We start from the raw sequence: 20,339 nt of genomic DNA, 5'->3' as shown, positions 1-20,339 counted from the left end.
AAACCAACATGAGCGACCCAAGCACATTTACGCCTATTGTGTGGACTGAGCAAGGCCTGAGCAAACTGCTTAGTGCCTCGCAGCAGGGCATTAGTATGGCGATCACCCATGTGTCGGTGGGAGATCAAGCCTATGCTCCCAGCAATACACAAACCACACTTCGTAACCAACTACAAATAGTGCCTATTGGTGGCGCTGAAATCATCGACGACGATGAGTTTGGCAAACAGCTGCGCTTTAGCGCCTTATTTGATGGCCCACAAGAATACCCAGTTAAAGAAATAGGTATTTGGTCTAACGACACGTTGGTGGCTGTGTACAGTGTACCCAATAAGCAGTTGAACTATAAATCAGCCGATGCCGCGTGGCTTGAGGTATTTAACCTCAGCGTATCTGCACTGCCCAATGACAACATTACTTGTACAGTTGGGGTGAATAATGCCAATGTGTTTTTAACCGATGAGCTGCTCACCATGACCTACGCACACGTCTTACAAAGTAAAAACTTGACCAAACAAATTCACCAAAACTTTCTACTGAACAAACGGTTAAGAAACGCCGGATGGTAAGGAACCACAATGAGTATAGATTCAAAACTAACCAAAATTAATGCCATTGTCACCGAGCAAACCAATGAGGTCTCAAACCTAAAAACCGCTATTGAAGACAGCTGGCAAGAGATAGACAAAGTACACCAACTTGCTAAGCAAAATCATCAAGCTGCCCGCGACTGGCAAACCAAAGCTGGTAAGGTCACTTTTAAAGACTTAAACGACACAGAGTACCAAGTTGATACCCTTGCAACGCTTATAAACGAAACGCAAAAAATTAACCCTCATCCTGAGGTGATGACCAAAGCCCAATTTGACGCCCTGCGCCAAATGCGCAAGCAACAATATGCGGGCTCAGGGTTTGTTCAGTGGGGTTACGGTGATTCGACTAATAATGCAGTCAATAATGGTATGTGGACATATCAAAATAAACTGAATTTGGGACGTTCAGGCAAAGCAAGTGGCTGGGTTGGTCAAGATAAGTCATCTAGCCCATTTCCAAAAGTGGTGGTTGATGGCGTATCCCATGAGCTTCAGTCGGTCGATTATCCATACGGTATTGTAAGCTGTAAATTCCCTTCTGCACCCGATGGAACCAAAACCTACGATTCAGCAACGGGTAAAGTCACGCAACATACGAGTACGGTCGAAGCGTTCAATGAATGTAAGCATAAAACACCAAATGGTGTTTACTCGGGCGTTTATAACAAAGAACTTGGAGAATTTAACTGTAATGACACTGGGCCTGGTGGTATTTACTTAATCAATAAAACAAGTGCCGGTGCTCATAAGGTCTCCATTGTTTTTACCAGCAGTATCGATACAACCATTGAGCTCCGAGATGCAGGAGGAACAAGTGGCACAGATCCGTTAATAAAACAGTTGTCAATCAGTGCAAATACAAAACAAAAGGTGGTTTTTACGCATACTTTTACAAAATCTGGCGTTTATTTTCGTGTGCCAGAGCCGCAAGTTGGTCAGAAAATTACCATTTATAGCTGGCAAACACTGCCAAGTTCAGAGCAAGTGATCACCTCTCGCAAAGACTTAGTGTTTTTAGAGTCTTGGCATGAAAAAATTGCTGATAAAGATGTGGTGTACCCGCTAGGCAATGTGCAATATGGTGCAAGCTCTCACGAGGGCATAGCCCTTGCGAATAACTTAGTTGCACAAGGGTATTCTGCATTCGGCGAGTGGGACCAAGACACCAAAGGCTATGGCGTTAAATGGTCAACGCTCTCTGATGCGAACAGAATTAAGTTTTTAAAAAATCCCGAGCATAATATCTACTACGACCCTGAGGCCAAAGCGTATATTCAAGTGCGGTATCGGGTGAGGGTGGTTGAAGGTTTGGGGGATGAATTTGACTATACATATCCTGGACATGTAGCCACTTCGTGGCGCCCGAGTATTAGCAGTAATACCCCCTATTTTAATGCCAGAGGAAAAAATATTACAGCTGTTGATTATTACAGCGAAAGCTTGGGGTATGGGTACTTTAACCCACTTAACAACGTCCAGCGGACAATAAAAACCAAAGGAGATTTTGAAGGGTTTGGGTCAAGAAAATTGTTGGGTCATGATAGCAAATGTTTTGCAATACCAATTGCCCTTGTGCAACGTTTAAATCAAGGGGCTTATCATCCAACTTATAACCCTCTTGGCACTAAATGTGTACTTACTGAAAATGAAGCAGGGCAAAACCTTTGGTATGGCTCAAATTCTAAAAAGCTATTTTGCCAGCTTGATGCGTTTACGCAAGTTAAGCCATATGGCGGAAAGCTTGGCGACCCTGACTCACAAAACGGCCGTCGCGACCAATACCGTTTTTACGACGCCATCTACGCAGGTCAAGTTGAAGACTTGCGTTTAAACGCCAATAAACTCGATGTAAATCAGCTACGTGAAGATGCAATGCGCAAAGCGGTGGCTGGCACATTGCGCGGGAAAGGAAAAACAATATTCACCACTGTAAAAGCAAAAAAACTAGCAATAGCCAGTGCATATGCAGGTAAGTACTACGTAAACTTGTTTGGAACTGTCGATACACAAAATGGTTATGAAATTGAACCGCAAAATAGGCCATTTAGTTACTTATATAACAGTACTCGAGGCAGTATACTTTATCCAACATATGTTGAACCCAGTGGCAATATTTATACCTCAGATGTGCCGGTTTCACTATCAGGAAACCGTTTTCAGGATATCGGGCCAAGTACTTTACTAGACTGGCAGGTTGGGGATGATATTTATCTAATAAACGGCGAGCAAATGACGAGTGAATTCGACTCACTTCCATGGGTAGATATTATCGGCCACCCAGAGCGCATTGCAGCCACTTTCCCTGATGGTGTGCTAGGTCAATGGATCCCTCAGTTGCCAGATGGTACTAGCAAAGCGTATGAGTTGAACAAAAAAGCGAATCGTGCTTTAACCTGGGCACTTACGACAGATTATGGTGAAAACTGGAGTGCGGGTACTTTAAGCATTGATGCCATAAAAAATGCCTACACCTCTTCAGCAGAAGAGACGCGAGTGCAATTGCTGAGCTACGAAGCGTTGGCAGATTTCACGTTGCCTGCCAATAATATGGTTGTAAAGTCGAGTGTGGGCAGTGTGTTTGCATCTGCCGATAGGTTTGTTACGCAAGGCAACCGGCTTATCAGTAGCCTAAGTGGTTTGATTGGTAAAGATAGCCAAGACGGTAATCAACAACGCGATTTAGCTGTGCTTAATGCCCCCAAACATGCTGGTGGTTTCTTATGGAACAGCAACAAGGTATCTCATAGCCCAATTACATTGCGTGAGCCGATTAATCAGTCTTGTGGTGCAAAAGCGCTTCCAACAATTGTTGAAAAAGGCGGTCTACTGTATTTACAATTTCACGGCGCGGAGCTGAAGTGGGATAATACAGAGTTTATCGTTATCAACTCTGCTAATGTGAATGATGACTTTGTTGATGGTCGATTTTATTGGGTGCACCCTGAAGTGGGCGGGGCATTGGCTGGTAAGTTTTTACGTTGTGTAAAGCCTGGTAATGAGCCGTTTAGTTCATTGAATTGGGCACATACAGAAAATGGTTATTCGTATAGAACCATTGCCAATAATATTTTCTTTGTTGATGCTCCTTGGGGCATAAGCTCTTGGGGTGACGACCAAACGATTCCTATCGTCAATGGTGAAGATGTTAAAACCGACCTCAACGGCAACACGGTGAAAGTGTTTTGTCATCACACCCAGCTGCCTCTGGGGATTGCGAGTTACTAAGGTGACTTTGTAAGTAAAAAACAATTTCTTTCTAAAACAATGGATCTCATAACGAGTGAGCAGCTTATGGAGTGATCTATCTGCTTATAGGGCAAAGTTGACCGATATTTTGCCCTTAATCTCGTTACAGTATGGGTATGGTAGGCAAAGTGATTAGCAACTTGCTTACCTGCTTATGTTAAGCACGCTCGTGCTTAGCCCATTTGCCAAGCTTGGTCTGTTGGAAGCCAAGTTTTGGTATTCATATTGATTCGTTGGATACATAGTCTTTAGCAAAGCTAAGGCTATGTAAAGGAAAGGAAAATGACAATAGAAGCAAAACTGGCTCAGTTGCAGCAAGCTGCCGCTGAGCAAACCAGTGCCAGTTTAAAACTGGCCAATGATGTTGTTGAGAGTATTAATGAAATCGACCAAGTAAAGGTCGATATTAACCAAACACATGAGCTGATTAAAAGTAATCACCAAGCCATTAACGACTGGCAAACCAAAACCGGTAAAGTCACCTTAAAAGACTTTCAAGGGCAGAGCTATCAAGTCGATACCTTGCCAAGCCTGATTAATGAAACGCAAAAAATCAACCCACACCCAGAGGCGATGACCAAAGCTCAGTTTGATGCGCTGCGCCAAATACGTAAGCAGCAATATGCGGGCTCAGGGTTTGTTCAGTGGGGGAAAAGTTACACTTCAGCTAAATATGCAATCAATGAAGGAATGCATGCGTTTGGTGAGTTGAATCAAGGCAGATTGGTACTCGGGCCTGCAACTAATACGCCTGTAGGGAATTCTAAAACGCTTACACCAACGGTTTTGGTGGACGGCGTGCAGCATAGTTTAGGGTTCATTAAGGCAGCCAACGATTTAGATAATAATGTTTATTTTCCACCAGCTCCCGATGGCACTAAAACCTATGACTCAGTCACTGGCAAGGTAACTCAGCATACCAGTGCGGCTGAGGCTTTTAATGAATGTAGGCATAAAACACCAAATGGATTAGCGACAGGTGACTACAATAAAGAACTTGGAGAATTAACTTTTCAGCAAACGGATGCTGGAGGGCTTTTCTATGTTAATAAGAACAATTCAGGCGCTCATGCTCTGCAAGTTGTTTTTAGTAGTAGCATTGATACAAATATTGAATTTCGTGATGCAATGGGAATTGATGGCGCAGCGCCATTATTAAAGTTCTTGCAGGCTAGCGCTAACAAAAAGCAATCTGTCACTTTAAATCATACATTTGAAAATGGCGGTGTGTATTTTAGAGTGCCAGAGCCGCAAGTTGGTCAGAAAATTACCATTCATAGTTGGCAAACGCTGTCAAGTTCAGAGCAGGTGATCACCTCTCGTAAAGACTTCGTATTTTTAGAGTCTTGGCATGAAAAAATCGCTGACAAAGATGTAGTGTACCCCCTGGGAAATGTGCAATATGGTCAAAATAACTATGAAGGCATAAGTTTAGTCAGCAGCCTAGTTGCACAAAGCTACTCAGCATTCGGCCTGTGGGACACTGACACCAAAGGCTATGGCGTTAAATGGTCAACACTCTCTGATGCGAACAGAATTAAGTTTTTAAAAAATCCCGAGCATAATATTTACTACGACCCAGAAGCCAAAGCATATATTCAGGTGAGATATCGGGTGCGGGTGATTGAGGGGTACGGTGATCAATGGAATGAATTGCGCCCCTCGGTTCATGAGATAACAACAGAGTGGGCAATTGCGGATAGGCGACGTATCACGTTTGCACAAGGCTCATCACAGAGCATTACGTCTAAAGTGTTTGTAATGAAAGGTCATACGCAAACCATTTTCACTAAACAAGATAATGGGGTTGCTGAAGGGGAAGGTACAACAATCGGCTCACTAAGCTATGGACAGACTAAACCTTTGGCTATGCCTGTTGCGATAGTTCAACGCTTAAACCAAGGTGCTTATCACCCAACTTATAACCCGATGGGAACTGGCAAGCGCAGAATATCAGGTGGGTATTATTATCATTGGTATGAGACTCACGGTGAGCTTACTGATATTAACAATACACAGGATTGCTTTGATAAAAATGCCAACCAAGGCGGCGGTAACATGGGTCAAGAGTCAGGTTGGGCCAACCTAACCCTAGGAGAAAGTTATACTGGCCGCTCTGACCAATATAAATTCCACGATGCTATTTACGCAGGCCAAGTGGAAGATTTACGCTTAAATGCCAACAAGTTGGATGTTAATCAACTGCGCGAAGATGCCTTAAATAAAGCCGTAGCAGGCACATTGCGCGGTAAAGGCAAACTCATGGTGACGCGCTTTGATAGCGAAGTCTATCAGGTGGGTGGCTCGGCGCTGGGTTATGTACAAATTGATAGCAACGGTTGGGCGCGACCAAGCAGCGTTTATGAAAAGCTATCGGGTTGGAACTTAACAAAAAATAAAGCGGTGAGCATTTATCAAAGTGCATCTTCACCCCATGTGTTTAATGTCTATATGGATGATGAAAGTGCTATCGAAGTAGGCGATAAAATCATGATCTCTTATTATCGTTCAGAGCAAAGCGCTGAGTTTGACTCACTCCCTTGGACTGACATTGTTGGCCACCCAGAGCGGATTGCCGCAACCTTTCCGAATGGTGTTATAGGCCAGTGGTTGCCAAAATTACCTAATAATTCATATGGATATCCACTTAATAAAAAAATAACAGATAGTAAGCTAAACGCGACTTATACTCGAGATTTAGGTGAAACTTGGACAAACTCGGATGTTGGTTTTGATAACATAAAAAATACCAGTTCGGGAAGTTGGCACCCTGATATCGTTGCCTTGTTAAGTTATGAATCACCATCAAACTTTACAATTGCTGCGGCTAATACAGCAATAAAATCGAGTGTAAGCAGTGTATGGGCGTCAGCCGATAGGTTTGTTTCGCAGGGAAACCGATTTATTAGTAGCTTAAGCGGTGTGATTGGCAAAGATAACCAAGATGGTAATCAACAACGCGATTTAGCTGTGCTTAATGCCCCCAACCATGCTGGTGGTTTCTTATGGAACAGCAACAAGGTATCTCATAGCCCAATTACGTTGCGTGAGCCACTTAATCAATCAGGTGGTGCAAAAGCATTACCAACGATTGTTGAAAGAAATGGCCTGCTGTATATGCAGTTTCACGGGAGCGAGTTGAGATATGAGCAAAAGCCAATTATTGATATATCAGAAAGCTCAACAGAGCCTAAAACGGGTTTTGGAGTTTATCGAATTACAGATGGACCACTCAAAGGTCGATTGGTAAAAAGAATGTTCAGCACGGCGACTGCGGTGCCGTTTAATGACGTGGACTGGTCAATTGACAATATCGGTTTGAGATATCAAAACAATACAGACTACTCGTATAAGTTCTTTACTGACGACTTAAACTGGGGCGATGACCAAATTATCCCCATCATTAACGGTGAAAATACCAAAACAGATCTAAACGGCAATACCGTGAAAGTATTTTGCCATCACACTCAACTTCCGCTGGGTATTGCCAGCCACTAAGGACTAACCATGGAACAAACTACTAACGAGACTGCGCAAGCGGTCGACTCAACTGTGCCTGATACTCAAGCGATTAATGAACAAGCAAGCACAGAGAGTGCAGAGCAAATGCTTGAGTTGCCAAGTATTAGTTATGACGATGTGCTAACTAAAATTGCTCTACGCCATGGGCAAGCGCAGGTTGACGAAGCCTTAAAACTTGCCATTGCGCAAGAGCAACAAGCCCATGTCGCCGCTTATCAAGCATGGGAGCTTGAAGTAGTCGAAGTTGAAGCGCAGCGCCAAGCGGCACTGGCGCACAACGCCAACCTTGCAGCTGACAGTGACGAGCAAGTCGCAGTGCCCGAGCTGCCAGAGCAACCGCAAATCGACATGTCGCTGCGACGCGCATGTTATCGCAAAGAATACGTTGAGGTTGATTTAGCACTTACAACTGAGCAAAAGCCTGCGCGCACAGAATATGACGACGAGGCCTTGGTGGCTTATATCTACCCTGCAACGCAAGCACACAGTCAAGCGCAAATCGCACAAGTTAAGCGTGAACGCTTTAAGCAAGCACGCAAACAAGAGCTTGCCCAGCTTACAGTAAAAGTTGACGACATGGAGTTTGACGCGGATGAGCTGAGCCAGCAACGTATGGCGCGCGCTTTGTTGGTCATGGAAGATGGTGACAACACCCCTTGGGTGCTGGCAAACAACGAGGTTGCGCAAGTGAGCAAAACACAATTGTTCAATGCTTGTAAGTTGGCTTCAGTGCAGCAAACCGAGTTGTGGGTTAGCCAATAATTCATCGTTTATGCAGATTTAAGCCTGCTTCTGCGCCACGTGGTTCGTTCATTAAGTTTGTTTTGATCATCTTGAACTTGTTTTGGGATCTCATGACCTGTTTACGAATCGCACAGCATAGAAGCGGGCTTTTTTGTGTGCGTTATCCGCCAACTATTATTATTTTAAGGAGTACACAGTGGCCATATTGACTCGTGCAGGGCGCATAGCACTGGCTCAGTCCGTTAAGCAAGAAGATATTTATCTGGCGTGGGGGCAAGGTGCAATCGAGTGGGATAACCAACTCCCCCCAGAGCAAAGTGCTAGTACACAACTGACCTCAATTTTAGGCTATCGCAAGGCAACCCGCGTGCTGTATTGCGAAGTTGATCAAACAAACGGCGAAATACAAGTACCCAATGGGCGCTATAAAATTGTCGACTATCCAACCCCGCATCTATATTGCCAATTTAACTACGACTTTAGCGATGGCTTATCTAAAACCGTTCGGGAGCTGGGGTTAATGGTAGGCACAAAACCTAATACCAATGTGCCAAATGGCAAACCTTATTTACTCCCTAGTGAAGTGTCGCAAGCAGGCACTTTGATGCTACTTGAGCATCGACCCGCGATTTATCGCGACCAAGGAGTACGTGAATCTTTTGAATTTGTAATAAGCTTCTAAGGGAGCATTATGCAACCACATATTTATGATCAAATCAGGGCAGAGCATCCTGATTACTACCAAAAGTTTGATGCCAACAAACAGTACGAACATATCCTGTTTCGCGCCGGCAAAGGTCTGCAAAGCCGAGAGCTTAATGATGTACAGCACCAAGTGGCCCATCAGGTTAAAGGTGTAGCAGACGCTTTACTAAAAGATGGCAATATTGTCTCGGGTGGCGGCGTTAAAGTTGAGCAAGACAATGATGGCGCACGCGCAAGGCTTGCTGCCGCGTCTGTATATATTCGTGGTGCCATCAGAGCAATCCCAGAAGCCACACTTGAGCTAGATATTAGTAAAGACACCGTGGTTGGCGTTTTTTTAGATAGTACCGTTATCACTGAAGAGCAAGATGTTGAATTGCGAGACCCCGCTGGTGAAGGTTCACCAACAGTGCATCATAACTTCAACGAAGCAGGTGCAGCGCGCCTGCAAGTAATGGGTCGCTGGGGGCTGTTAGCAGGGGCGCAAGCTGCTAATACTGAGTTTTACCCTATCTACCAAATAAACCAAGGCGTGCTGGAGATCAAAGAAGCCCCTGCGCAGGTTGATTCAATTTCAAGTGCATTAGCGCGATACGATAGAGAGTCAAACGGGGGTAACTACGTTGTAGCAGGCTTGGGCCTACATTACATTAAAACCGACAATGGCGAACAACACTTTAGCTTACAGTCGGGTAAAGCCCATATTGCGGGGTTTGAATTAAACTACGCGATGGCTTTGCCAGTGACGCTACCAGCAAACCCAGATGTGCAAGTGATTGGCGCCGAAAAAACAAGCCTCTCGCCAGTTGAGGGCAAAGAAGGGTTATGGGCAAAAGTTGACTTTGCGCCTTTAAAACAGGTAGACCGCGCTAGTATTGATATTCGCACTACTCGCAACTTGAGCAGAGAAGCCGGACAACTTCGCGATAAGAGTTTTCACAATACGGGCGTGACGCATATTGAAAAAGTCACGTATAACAACACTGAGTACGTTGAAGGCCAAGACTTCAAGCAAGAAGACAATCATATTGTTTGGTTGCTTGATGGTCCTAAAGAGAGACCACCCGCTGGCAGTAGCTATCAGGTGACTTATGTTTACGCTCGAGTTGTTAATGCCAAAGAGCAAACACAAACCCACTTTAGAATTGACACATCGGATATTGGTGCTGATGAGACGATTCTAACAGACGAAATAGAAATAGATTATCAGAGGTTTAACCCTCGAATTGATTTATTTGTCATGACCAAACAAGGCGTTGTTGAGCGAATAAAAGGCGCATCGGCACTGGAGTATCCACAGCCGCCAGCCGCCCCAGAGCAGCATCTGCCTTTGGCATATGTGTATCAAGCATGGGATGGCACGGCGCCGCGAATTGAGTCGGTGGCGATTCAAGCGGTGAGCATGCTGGACTTGCAAAACATGCAGCACCAAATTCGCGATTTATATCAGTTGCTTGCCATTGAACGCCTGCGCAATGACGCCAACTCGCAAGAGTCTGCCAGTAAATATGGCGTATTTGTTGACCCATTTTTAGACGATGGCTTGCGCGACCAAGGTAGAGATCAAAATGCCGCCATCATTGATGGTGAACTCACGTTACCAATTACGCCAAAAGTGGAGCCACTTGAAGCAGAGCAAACGCAATTATTACCTTATGCGCTAGAAGATGTGCTTACTCAACCAAAGCGCACGGGGTCAATGAAGGTGAATCCTTATCAGGCATTTGAGCCCGTTCCTGCGCAAGTGACTTTAACACCGAATGTCGATCACTGGACAGAGACTCGTCAGCGCTGGAGTAGCCCAATTACGCGTCGCTTTACGCGAGGTGGTGGTTTGGTTCAGCGCATTGTAACGCGAGTAGACACCCAGCGCGTGGGAGTACAAACCCAACAGGCAGAGTTTTTACGTCAAAGAACTGTGCACTTTACAATCACTGGCTTTGGTAAAAATGAGCAACTTGAGAGGGTGTTGTTTGATGGCATTGAATTAGTGGCGGAGGAAGCGTGATGATCACAGCAAATGAAAACGGGGAACTATCGGGTCGATTTACGATCCCCGCACAAACGATCCCCGCGGGTGAAAAAACCGTGGTGTTTCAAGGCAAGGGAGAGCATGGTTCACAAGGGTTCGCAACCTACACGGGCAGTGGTCAAATTCGTACCGAAACCCTAGCACAAGTAACAACCATTACCACGCAACGTTTTGACCCACTGGCACAAACCTTTACCTTGCAGCAAAGCCGATTTATAGCGGCGGTTGAATTGTATTTTACAGACAAAGGAGATGAGTCTGTACAAGTACAGATTCGTGAGGTAGTGCAAGGCATACCGACGCAAACGGTGTTAGCACAAAGCCGAGTAGCCAGCGATGATATTTTGATAGGTGCTGCCACTTTGTTTGAGTTTACCCCGGTGTTTTTACAAGCTGGGCAAGAATACGCCATTGTGGTGTTGACAGATGGGGCGCAACATGAGGTAGCGATTGCAGAACTCGGTCAGTTTGACCAACAACATGGGTGGGTAACCAGCCAGCCTTATCAAGTAGGTGTATTGTTGTCATCAAGCAATGCCAGTACCTGGACGCCACATCAAAACAAAGACTTAACCTTTAAACTAAAAGCCGCCAAGTTTACTCAACATACACACAGTGTTGATTTAGGGAGCGTTACCGCACAAAGCGTTAGCGATCTCATGGCACTGGCGGTTGTGCAGCGACCAAGCTCACAAACAGATGTTGACTTTACCTTTAAAGTAGCTGGCAGTGACAACATCTTAGAACGCGCGCAAGAGTGGTCGCCACGTCAGCTTAAGCAAAAGCTGATTGGTAAAACCCTCAATGTGAGCGCCAATTTAACGGGCACCGACACGCTAAGCCCGGTGTTGTTTGCAGGCAGCCAATGTGCACTGGGTGAGGTTGAGCAAAGCGCCGACTATATCACTCGTGAGATCAGCTGCCATAGTGGTGGTCAATTTACGGTGAGCTTTGATGCGGTACTCGAAGGCGCTGCAGCAATAGAAGTGTACTTATTAGATGATAGTCAGCCAGAACCCATCCTCATTGCGTTGAGTAAGTCTTCAGTCAGCGAAGGAGGATGGAAGCAATTTGATTACCAGCACACTTTCAGCGAAGGCACCAATACACCAGATGAAAGCTTATTAAAGCGGGTACGACTGAAATTGGTATTACGCGGCAATGAAGCACATCGCCCGAGAGTGAAAAACCTACGCGCATTTTCAACTTAAGGAGCAAGTATGAGCGTTGAAATTAAAACACCCAAGCGTGATTACCCGCTTCCTCATCCTAGCAATTTGCTTGAACAAGATGTGTTAAGGCTAATTCAAGCACTGACACAAATTGATACCGATGTAGAGGCTCATGCACAGGGCCTCAATCAACACCAAGAGGCGCTTACGCAACAACAGTTAGCACTTGCACAGCAAGCACTTAGTAGTGACGCAAAACTGGCAGAGCTAAAAGTACTGATAAGTCAGCAACAAGCGGCCCACCACGAGCTACATCGAAAGCAAAAAATCAATCACCTGCTTGGTGAAACCATCTACCCACTTTAAGAGGACATTATGGCAACGATTAATAACGCCATTCAGGAAATGGTCGACCACTTGGTCGACAAAATGCGCAGTAATGAAAAACTCAGCGCAGAAGAGCAAACCTTAGTTAGCAATGCCATCCAAAAATTATCAAGTAGTGCGAATTTGGAAGCCGCGATTGTGGCTGTGGCGCAAGAGCACTTGGGAGAGGCGACAGAGCACCTAACTAGTGCCAGTGACGTTGTAAAAGAGTTACAAGCAAAATTATTGGAGCAAAGTGATAATCTTGGTTTGTTGCCTGAACTTGAGACTAAGTTTAATGAGATCACATCAAGCTTAGTGACCAATGTAGAGGGAAAACTTGAAGGGTTACCGAAGAAGTTAAGTGAACCTGAGCGTAAACTTGGCGAAATGCACTTTGTATTTGATTACTATGATAATACTGCCGCATTAATAAAGGACGTAAATCAGAACTACGGTGCATACAATGCGATTAGTTTAGTGAACTATGATACAGATACATTCCATTTGTACTACGATGGCGGGGCGCAAACCAACTCAAATAACCCCGCAGTCATTTTAGAAATAGATCCTCAGGGAGTAGTGAAACAGTCGCAGCGCGCAACCTCGTTATCCAGTTCAAATAATGCCAATTATATCGGTTTCTTTGTCAATACAGATAAGCTTACGCATTTATTTACTTATCAAAATGACACGAAGCTACTCTCGCTTTACAAGAAAAATGAGCTAAATGTGCTATCCAGTCACAATGTTGATTACTTCAAAGTATATCAATCACCGCAAACAAGGGAGTTGTATGTGGTGGACTCAGAGTTATTGCATGTGTTTGATGGTATGGCGTGGCAAAAAAAGCTTGACCAAACTTTTGCCAGTGAAAGTGAGTTTTCGCAATGGGCTGCACAAAATAACTTAGTGGCACTGCATGATTTGGTCATTCAACCAAACTCAGCGAATAGTGTTAACTTGAGTTCCTCTACAGGTTATGGTGCGAGCCTCGCTTATCTTCAAGTGTATCGCCCAGCTGTCTTACGTGACTTAAGTTACCGGAATAATACTTATAAGGTTTTGGATCCGGTTCCAACTCAAAAATTAGCTCGCAACAGGATAAGTTCATATGCCGGCAGGACAGATAATTTATTATTTACCAGAAGCTTTAAAAGCCGAGTTCATCTACCTGGAACTGATTTACCAATTAAAGCAACAATTGAAAGCGTGACTCCTGCTAACAACAATAATCAAGGACACAGTACTTACGACACTCAATTTCATCCGCAGATGGTTGGGTTTTCTCCCATACATCGAGCAATACTTGTATTTCAAAAGGTTAAGTTTTATTACAGCGGTAGTAGTCCCGTTGAGACTGCGCTTTACCGTGTTTATTACGCATAAGGAGGAATCACATGTTTAATTGGAGCGATACAAAACAAGCCATCTATTTGCATGGCACGTATTTACTAACCCACCCAGAGACGGGGGAGCGTTGGGAGTCTAAACAACAAGCGCAGCTTTGGTATATGGAATATCAAGCTCAAGAACAAGCGCGTGAAGAAGAACTTGAGCAACGAACCACGCCAGAACTTAAAGCGGTTACATTGCAAGCTATTGATGGGGCGTTAAAAGTTCCAAGCAATTTCGAGTCGCTAGATGCGATTAAAGTGACTGTGGCTGAAGGACAGAATGTCACTTTAACAGGGCTGCTAGATATTGCTGATGAGTCATTTTTAGTACCGGTGCTACGCGATGATGGTCGCCGTGTGTACTTTCCTATTGAAGTGCAAAATGGCCAGTTTAGTGCAACGTTTAACTTTCCTACGTCGGGTCGTTTTGAAGTGTCACAAGCACTACTTAATGAAGAGTTTGCGCAGCCTCGCTTTCGTGCCACTAGTATTACCTTTTACGTAATAAGGCAGGCGCAAACCGCAGCTTAACGTTATATTCTGATCTTTGTAAAAATGACAGCAGCGTGATTTAAATATTCATTTAAGGTCAGAGTTGACCTGTTTTAAACGCTAAAAATCAGTAAGATACACATAAGCTGATTAATTAACTCAGCTGAGTATCTCAACTGCATTCTTCAACCGAGTTTATCAAACGAGTTTCTCAACCGAGTTTATCAACCGAGTTTCTCAACCGAGTTTATCAACCGAGTTTCTCAACCGAGTTAATACACAGTTGTATTCCCATCTTTGAGTTTTTGGCCTACCCATTTGGGTAGGCCTTTTTTATTTGGGGTATCACGGTTCAAAACGACTCTGCTCACAAAGGCTATGAACAGATTTATATCTTTAACTCAGGTCAGCATTGACCTGTTTTAAACGCTAAAAATCAGTAAGATACACATATGCTGATTACTTAACTCACTTGAGTTTCTCAACCGAGTTTCTCAACCGAGTTTCTCAACCGAGTTAACATACAGTTTAATGTCCCAACTTGCATTTTAAGCCTACCTACTCTGGTAGGCTTTTTTATTTGGGCAGAACAAAGCATTCCGTCACTCTTAACTAACATCGTTATTCTGACTTTAATCAGAATGACAGGGTAGGTTACAAAGACGATGAACCAATTTAAGCCTTTAACTCAGGTCAGCATTGACCTGTTTTAAACGCTAAAAATCAGTAAGATACACATATACTGAATGATTAACTAAATGCTTAAACATAAGCATTTACCTTAACAGTTCCATTATCCAAGCAATTAAGCCCACTTTTTAAAAGTGGGCTTTTTTATTGGCGTCAGAGGTGCATATGCGCGTTTTTAATTTATTAGATATGTCTAAGGTGCCGTTACCTGACACCATTACAGAGTTGGATTTTGAACAAAAGCTATCACAGCTAAAGCAAAAACTGCTGGAACAATACCCACAGTATAAAGACGCATTGAGCTTAGAGTCAGAGCCTATGTCGGTATTGCTTGAAATGATGGCATATCAACAAACGCTGTTCGATAGCAAATTAAACAACGCTATCAAGGGCAATATGTTAGCAAGTGCTACAGGTAATGATTTAGAGGCGATTGCTGCAAGGTACAATTTAGCTAGACAAGCCGATGAATCGGATGAGCGTTTTCGTCGGCGTATTCAAATGGTGTTTGAAGGGTTAAATACCGCAGGCAGTAAGCAAGCCTATCAATTTCATGCTTTGTCTGCTGATTCTCGGGTAAAAGATGTATATGTAACAAGCCCAGAGCCTTGTGATATTCACCTAACTATTTTAAGCCACGAGCAAGATGGGGTGCCATCAACTGATTTGATGAATACCTTACATCAACACTTTGGATTAACCATCGATGGCAACATTGCCAAAGAGGCGTCAAAAGTACGCCCGCTAGGCGATAGAGTGACAATCTCTGGCCCACAGCTAAAGCGTTTTGATTTAGAGGTGTCGATAAATATTGCACCAGGGCCTGCTGCATCGGCAGTTGAGCAAACGGTCAGAGCTGCGCTTGCACAGTATCTAGCAAAACAAAGTTTGTTAGGTAGAGATATAAATCAAATGGGGCTGTTTGCAGCGCTTAATCAGCCGGGGGTTGAAAGCGGGCAAATTATCAGCCCATCAGAGGATATTGTGGTGGCGGCCGATGAGGTTGCACTGTGCGAGCGCATAAAAGTAAATACCCACGTGGCTTTGGGGGAGTAAATGGATAATTTTGCTAACTTGCCCAAGTTACTACCTAGTAATGCCAGCAAATTACTTAACGCACTTACGCAGTTGTTAACTTATCCAGAGCAAACTCAGTTACTTTGCGATATTTGGCACCCACAAAAGTGCCCAGCGCCGTTATTACCATGGCTGGCTTGGTCACTCTCGGTGGATGACTGGAATGATGCGTGGAGCGAGAAAAACAAACGCCAAGTAATAAGCGACGCCTTTGAAGTACATCGTTATAAGGCTACCCCGTACGCACTCAAAAAAGCCCTCGATAGTTTAGGCATTGAAACTGATATTCAAGAGTGGTGGCAAAGCGAAGGCTCACAACGGGGCACAGTGCTGGTACAGGCGCTCGTGAATCAAAACCTCGATACCAACGCGCAAGGTTTGCTTACCAAAGCGATGCTAGCGCAGGTTAAACGCATTGTAGATACCGCCAAGCGTGCATCAGTGCACGTTGAAGTGCAATTAGGCATTTCGTTGAAAGAGCAATTTGGTACCGGGTTGTTTAGTGGTGCAGGGATTGGACTTGCCCGCAAGGATGGGGCATTTAACGGCGTACACCCAGATGACGGCGCGCTGTTTTCTGGTGCTGTGTTGGGCGCAAAAATTGGCGTGGGTGCAAGTGATAAACAGGCACAGTTTAAGGGCGTTAGGCCCAACAGCGCAAACGGATTTTTAACTGCAGGTTTAGGTACAAAACAAGGTATTGCTGCGATTGATAAACAGGCGCAGTTTAAAGGCATTAGCCCGCCAAGATCAAAAGCTTCATGGGGCGTAGCCCTTGGCGGTAACAGCGCCATTGCGAGTTGTGAATATCAGGCTGCGTGGTTAGGGGTAGAACCTGAACCTGGGGCAATCTCTCAAGGTATTGCGGCACTGCTAACACGCATTCAATTTAATCATTTAACGTTACAAGGAGCGACTTAATGTCTGCATTAACCTTGCAGTTTACTCAAGCGGGACTAAACGCCTTGCTCAGCGCTACACAGCGCGGCTTTAAAGGCAAAATTAGTCATATGGCCTTTGGTGATGCCGCTTACACACCAAGCAAAACACAAACAGCCCTAAAAGGCGAAAAAGAACGTGTTGCCATTGTTGATACCGATTACAGCGATGGTGAAACCAGCGAGCTAAAAATTGCCGCTAAGTTTGATGCGCCATTAGAGTACGCCATTCGTGAAATTGGCGTATTTATCGAATCGCCTGATCACAGCGGTGAGGGCGAGCCTGAGCTGATCTTATTGGGCGTGTACTCACAAGAAAATACCACACTGGGTTATCGCACTCCTGATGTGAAGGTGTTGCAATGGCTGACTTTGTCTTTAGCGCAAATTCCATCCAATAGTGTCGAAGTAAAAGTAGGGGTCGACAACCTCAATATCATTGTGGATAGAGAGCTGGCCGATATGGCGCTAGTACAGCTCAACACCATGCAAAGGCAAATCGAACAAGAGCTGCGTTTAGTGGCTTTAGAGCAAGCTCAATAATTAAGGAGTTTTCATGTCAGAAAAAACGATGACGCAGCGCTTAACCGATGTAGTGACCGCTGCGGATAATTTAACTCAAACGGTACAAGACCAAATTGGTCAGATTAACAGTACTGTATCGACCAAGATGGGTGAGGTTGATGGTGTAATTGCGCAAGCAAATCAAAATATTGATAAAGCAATATTAGAATTTGGAAATAGTCATGCAAATCAGATTATTAGCTACTATGACCGCGTTCAGCATTCAAAAGCGTCATTAGAACCCGCTATTGATCCCAATAATGAAACACAAACACAGTGGGTTAAAGTACCCGTCACAAACAAAGGGTATCATACATATCCAGCGCCGCTGAAGTTGACCAAAGTTCATACGGTTAATGTTTATTCGTCGGAACCTGGATACTATGAAGAGCCAGGAAAGTATGTTAACGACTGGTCTCGTTCATCTGTAGAGTTCATTTTGGCTAACTCTGAAGCGACCAGTGAGCAAATTAACGAAGAAATAGCAGCTAAGAACTTAACGATACAGGGGACAGGAGGCTGGTGGGATGGTGCAAGAGTATATGATATTAACTCCATAAGAATTTCAGGTCTTCATCCTTATAGCCAACTATTTGTGCGATTTAGGAATCACGTCGTATCACCAAAGCAAGGCGAAGGGTTACAGCCTCAGAACATTCTTGAATTTGGCGGGAATAGCTATTTTTCAATCGACCGAGTCGTTAATTATCCTGGAATTGATGCTTAGGGGGCACTATGGAATATCAACCTTTATCAGAACAAGCAATTTTAGATCTTGAAAAGCAAGTGAAGCGCGGTCAGATCAAAATCAACGTCGCAGATCATGAGTCTTTGCTGGGTACCGTGTCGGATACATGCCATATTTTATTGGTAGAATTTGCCAAGCTAACAACTAAGCTAGCAGAGGCGACTTCACTAGAAGAAGTGAAAGGTGCAGCATCTGAATCAAATTCAATAATTGGCCAGTTTGCTCAAAAAACAGAGCAAGGGATTGTTACTTTTCCGTATCAGCAAAAAGGCATAGATAACGTTGTTCAAGAGATTGAAGCTCGCGCGTTAGGTGTCAGTGAAATATTAGCAAAACCATAGTTAAACTATTTAACCCTCTTCGGGCACATCGTCCGCCGTTAATCCTCCAGCCATTGTTACTTTTAGAAGGCTGAGCATTTATATCAGAGAATCACTATGAATCATCGCAGTACCCTAGTTGAAAAGGTGCAAGAGTACCTGACGTCTGGACTTCAAGGCATCGCACAGGTTGATTTAATAAAACCGACAATGCCAAACCCAGACTTAACGCAAGTGGCGCAGCTTTGTGTCACGCTGATATCCGAACGTCAAGCCAGTGAGTTGCAAACAACAGGGAGCGCGTCAGGCGTTACCTATGGGCCTACGTCGAACAAAAACTTAAGCCCAAATCCACTCGATAGACGAGTGCTAAAACTGCAACTAGACATCGAAGCAAAAGATGCCGATAGCATCGCGCTGCTAAAGCGTTTGGATACTGTGATTGATACTGGTGAAGCCTTGATGCAGGCAGACGGTGTGCCCGTTCCTTGGCAGTATTTTATTGCTAAAGATGCCGAATTTACTTTTAGCACGCAAAGTGAGCCGATGGCGGGCAAAGCGACTCTAGTTTGGGAGTTTTACTATCAAGTTGAGCCACCAGAAGAGTTACCTGGGCCGACTATTACTGATGTGTATTTAGGTCCACAAGGTGGCGTACATCATCATGTGGCAACGGTAAATGCCGAGGGTGACGTTGTGATAGCGGAGGTGAACAATGCTGGCTAATTCGCTGCAAAGTAATCTAGCACAGGCAGATATGCAAAGCCGATTGGCAAAGTTGATATCGCTTGGCACTGTGAATGAGGTGGATTACGAAACAGCCAAGGTGCGGGTCAAAATTGGCGATTGGCTTACTACTTGGCTGCCTTGGCTGACCAATCAAGCGTTTAACGATATGACTTGGCAAGCCCCTGAAGTTGGGGAGCAAGTGATGGTATTGGCACCTTGTGGTGATTTAGCCCAAGGTGTGGTCTTGGGGAGTGTGTATCAACAAGAGCACAATATCGACAAAGTGGTGAGCGATGTTGCCAAAGAAGAGCGTATTAACGTGCAGCGTACTAAATACCAAGATGGCTCCATGGTCGAGTATGACCGCAACAAGCATCAATACTTAATTGACGTCAAAGAAGATACCGCGGTTATCAAACTTAAATCTGCCAAAGATATTATTTTGGAGTGCGATAACGACCTTAATGTGATTGTGAGAAACAACGCAAATGTTACGGTTACAGAAAACGCCAATATCACGGTTGAAAATGGCGATGCTAACTTGACCACCAATACAGGAAGCATTTCTGTTACGGCAACGGATGCACTTAACCTCAAAGGTGATGTGGTAAATATTGAATCTACAGGTGGTAATGTGGCCGTAAAAGCAGCAGCAACACTTAAGCTCAACGGCAGCAACATCAGTGCGCAGGAGTAAGTCATGCCAGCCATATCACTAGATGGTCACTTGACCAATGTACATGTGGGGTTTTTGCCAGGCACCGCCAGTGCAACACAAGGCAGTTTTACGGTGGCGGGTAAACCCGTTTTACGTGTAGACGACCCAATTAGCACCCACAGTATGATAGCTGACCCTAAAACCAAGCACATTGCTAAAAAAATCGCACAAGGCGCGGGTACTTTTACCATCGCAGGTAAAGCAGTTGCACGGATAGGTGATTCAACCAATTGCGGCGGCAAAATGGCGCTAGGTGAGGGCAGTTTTACTGTCGGTGGTTAGTTAA

Annotated in this window: 18 protein-coding genes; all 18 read left to right on the top strand. The window is 44.5% G+C overall.

Features of this window, described 5'->3' with window-relative positions:
* Positions 1 to 8 precede the first annotated feature (8 nt).
* Positions 9 to 569 carry a phage tail-collar fiber domain-containing protein gene (locus tag GDK41_RS09815; RefSeq protein ID WP_152086246.1) on the top strand — a complete coding sequence of 187 codons (561 nt, stop codon included), beginning with the start codon at positions 9 to 11 and terminating at the stop codon, positions 567 to 569.
* Positions 570 to 578: 9 nt separating this feature from the next.
* Positions 579 to 3,818 (top strand): hypothetical protein, encoded by a 3,240-nt coding sequence (locus tag GDK41_RS09810; RefSeq protein WP_152086245.1) that lies wholly within the window; start codon positions 579 to 581, stop codon positions 3,816 to 3,818.
* A 303-nt stretch (positions 3,819 to 4,121) separates the two neighbouring features.
* On the top strand, positions 4,122 to 7,337 hold the full coding sequence (locus tag GDK41_RS09805) for a hypothetical protein (protein WP_152086244.1): 3,216 nt from the start codon (positions 4,122 to 4,124) through the stop codon (positions 7,335 to 7,337).
* 9 nt (positions 7,338 to 7,346) lie between these two features.
* Positions 7,347 to 8,123, top strand: a complete 777-nt coding sequence (locus tag GDK41_RS09800; protein ID WP_152086243.1) for a DUF4376 domain-containing protein — start codon at positions 7,347 to 7,349, stop codon at positions 8,121 to 8,123.
* Positions 8,124 to 8,301: 178 nt separating this feature from the next.
* Entirely contained in the window at positions 8,302 to 8,787 is a 486-nt protein-coding gene (locus GDK41_RS09795) for a hypothetical protein (RefSeq protein WP_152086242.1), read from the top strand.
* 9 nt (positions 8,788 to 8,796) lie between these two features.
* Positions 8,797 to 10,818: a DUF4815 domain-containing protein gene (locus tag GDK41_RS09790; protein WP_152086241.1), complete on the top strand. Its 2,022-nt coding sequence runs from the start codon at positions 8,797 to 8,799 to the stop codon at positions 10,816 to 10,818.
* On the top strand, positions 10,818 to 12,053 hold the full coding sequence (locus tag GDK41_RS09785; protein WP_152086240.1) for a hypothetical protein: 1,236 nt from the start codon (positions 10,818 to 10,820) through the stop codon (positions 12,051 to 12,053). Before GDK41_RS09790 ends, GDK41_RS09785 begins: the two co-directional genes overlap by 1 nt.
* 9 nt (positions 12,054 to 12,062) lie before the next feature.
* Positions 12,063 to 12,380 carry a hypothetical protein gene (locus tag GDK41_RS09780; protein WP_152086239.1) on the top strand — a complete coding sequence of 106 codons (318 nt, stop codon included), beginning with the start codon at positions 12,063 to 12,065 and terminating at the stop codon, positions 12,378 to 12,380.
* Positions 12,381 to 12,389: 9 nt separating this feature from the next.
* Entirely contained in the window at positions 12,390 to 13,769 is a 1,380-nt protein-coding gene (locus tag GDK41_RS09775) for a hypothetical protein (RefSeq protein ID WP_152086238.1), read from the top strand.
* A gap of 11 nt (positions 13,770 to 13,780) precedes the next feature.
* Positions 13,781 to 14,308: a hypothetical protein gene (locus GDK41_RS09770; protein ID WP_152086237.1), complete on the top strand. Its 528-nt coding sequence runs from the start codon at positions 13,781 to 13,783 to the stop codon at positions 14,306 to 14,308.
* 816 nt (positions 14,309 to 15,124) lie between these two features.
* Positions 15,125 to 16,015, top strand: a complete 891-nt coding sequence (locus tag GDK41_RS09765; RefSeq protein ID WP_152086236.1) for a baseplate assembly protein — start codon at positions 15,125 to 15,127, stop codon at positions 16,013 to 16,015.
* Entirely contained in the window at positions 16,016 to 16,957 is a 942-nt protein-coding gene (locus tag GDK41_RS09760) for a phage tail protein I (RefSeq protein WP_152086235.1), read from the top strand. It begins immediately after the preceding gene.
* Positions 16,957 to 17,517, top strand: coding sequence for a phage tail-collar fiber domain-containing protein (locus GDK41_RS09755; RefSeq protein ID WP_152086234.1), 561 nt, complete (start codon positions 16,957 to 16,959; stop codon positions 17,515 to 17,517). The genes GDK41_RS09760 and GDK41_RS09755 overlap by 1 nt, the downstream gene beginning before the upstream one ends.
* Before the next feature lie 13 nt (positions 17,518 to 17,530).
* Positions 17,531 to 18,265, top strand: a complete 735-nt coding sequence (locus tag GDK41_RS09750) for a hypothetical protein (RefSeq protein WP_152086233.1) — start codon at positions 17,531 to 17,533, stop codon at positions 18,263 to 18,265.
* Between the two features lie 8 nt (positions 18,266 to 18,273).
* Positions 18,274 to 18,627, top strand: a complete 354-nt coding sequence (locus GDK41_RS09745; protein WP_152086232.1) for a hypothetical protein — start codon at positions 18,274 to 18,276, stop codon at positions 18,625 to 18,627.
* 96 nt (positions 18,628 to 18,723) lie between these two features.
* Positions 18,724 to 19,332: a hypothetical protein gene (locus tag GDK41_RS09740; RefSeq protein ID WP_152086231.1), complete on the top strand. Its 609-nt coding sequence runs from the start codon at positions 18,724 to 18,726 to the stop codon at positions 19,330 to 19,332.
* A complete protein-coding gene (locus GDK41_RS09735; RefSeq protein ID WP_152086230.1) occupies positions 19,322 to 20,032 on the top strand; it encodes a phage baseplate assembly protein V in 711 nt (236 codons plus the stop codon). Before GDK41_RS09740 ends, GDK41_RS09735 begins: the two co-directional genes overlap by 11 nt.
* 3 nt (positions 20,033 to 20,035) lie before the next feature.
* Positions 20,036 to 20,335: a PAAR domain-containing protein gene (locus GDK41_RS09730; RefSeq protein WP_152086229.1), complete on the top strand. Its 300-nt coding sequence runs from the start codon at positions 20,036 to 20,038 to the stop codon at positions 20,333 to 20,335.
* Positions 20,336 to 20,339: the final 4 nt, after the last annotated feature.

This window comes from Pseudoalteromonas sp. A25 (assembly GCF_009176705.1).
Classification (GTDB): Bacteria; Pseudomonadota; Gammaproteobacteria; order Enterobacterales; family Alteromonadaceae; genus Pseudoalteromonas.
Note: the sequence above shows the minus strand (reverse complement) of the source record. Positions and strands in the feature narration are given on the sequence as shown.

Excerpts from the sequence above, each read along its gene's own strand:
- GDK41_RS09740 (WP_152086231.1), top strand. The coding sequence starts at position 18,724 with ATGAATCATCGCAGTACCCTAGTTGAAAAGGTGCAAGAGTACCTGACG.
- GDK41_RS09755 (WP_152086234.1), top strand. The coding sequence starts at position 16,957 with ATGTCTGCATTAACCTTGCAGTTTACTCAAGCGGGACTAAACGCCTTG.
- GDK41_RS09815 (WP_152086246.1), top strand. The coding sequence starts at position 9 with ATGAGCGACCCAAGCACATTTACGCCTATTGTGTGGACTGAGCAAGGC.
- GDK41_RS09735 (WP_152086230.1), top strand. The coding sequence starts at position 19,322 with ATGCTGGCTAATTCGCTGCAAAGTAATCTAGCACAGGCAGATATGCAA.
- GDK41_RS09790 (WP_152086241.1), top strand. The coding sequence starts at position 8,797 with ATGCAACCACATATTTATGATCAAATCAGGGCAGAGCATCCTGATTAC.
- GDK41_RS09745 (WP_152086232.1), top strand. The coding sequence starts at position 18,274 with ATGGAATATCAACCTTTATCAGAACAAGCAATTTTAGATCTTGAAAAG.
- GDK41_RS09805 (WP_152086244.1), top strand. The coding sequence starts at position 4,122 with ATGACAATAGAAGCAAAACTGGCTCAGTTGCAGCAAGCTGCCGCTGAG.
- GDK41_RS09810 (WP_152086245.1), top strand. The coding sequence starts at position 579 with ATGAGTATAGATTCAAAACTAACCAAAATTAATGCCATTGTCACCGAG.
- GDK41_RS09750 (WP_152086233.1), top strand. The coding sequence starts at position 17,531 with ATGTCAGAAAAAACGATGACGCAGCGCTTAACCGATGTAGTGACCGCT.
- GDK41_RS09780 (WP_152086239.1), top strand. The coding sequence starts at position 12,063 with ATGAGCGTTGAAATTAAAACACCCAAGCGTGATTACCCGCTTCCTCAT.
- GDK41_RS09800 (WP_152086243.1), top strand. The coding sequence starts at position 7,347 with ATGGAACAAACTACTAACGAGACTGCGCAAGCGGTCGACTCAACTGTG.
- GDK41_RS09730 (WP_152086229.1), top strand. The coding sequence starts at position 20,036 with ATGCCAGCCATATCACTAGATGGTCACTTGACCAATGTACATGTGGGG.
- GDK41_RS09770 (WP_152086237.1), top strand. The coding sequence starts at position 13,781 with ATGTTTAATTGGAGCGATACAAAACAAGCCATCTATTTGCATGGCACG.
- GDK41_RS09765 (WP_152086236.1), top strand. The coding sequence starts at position 15,125 with ATGCGCGTTTTTAATTTATTAGATATGTCTAAGGTGCCGTTACCTGAC.
- GDK41_RS09785 (WP_152086240.1), top strand. The coding sequence starts at position 10,818 with ATGATCACAGCAAATGAAAACGGGGAACTATCGGGTCGATTTACGATC.
- GDK41_RS09775 (WP_152086238.1), top strand. The coding sequence starts at position 12,390 with ATGGCAACGATTAATAACGCCATTCAGGAAATGGTCGACCACTTGGTC.
- GDK41_RS09760 (WP_152086235.1), top strand. The coding sequence starts at position 16,016 with ATGGATAATTTTGCTAACTTGCCCAAGTTACTACCTAGTAATGCCAGC.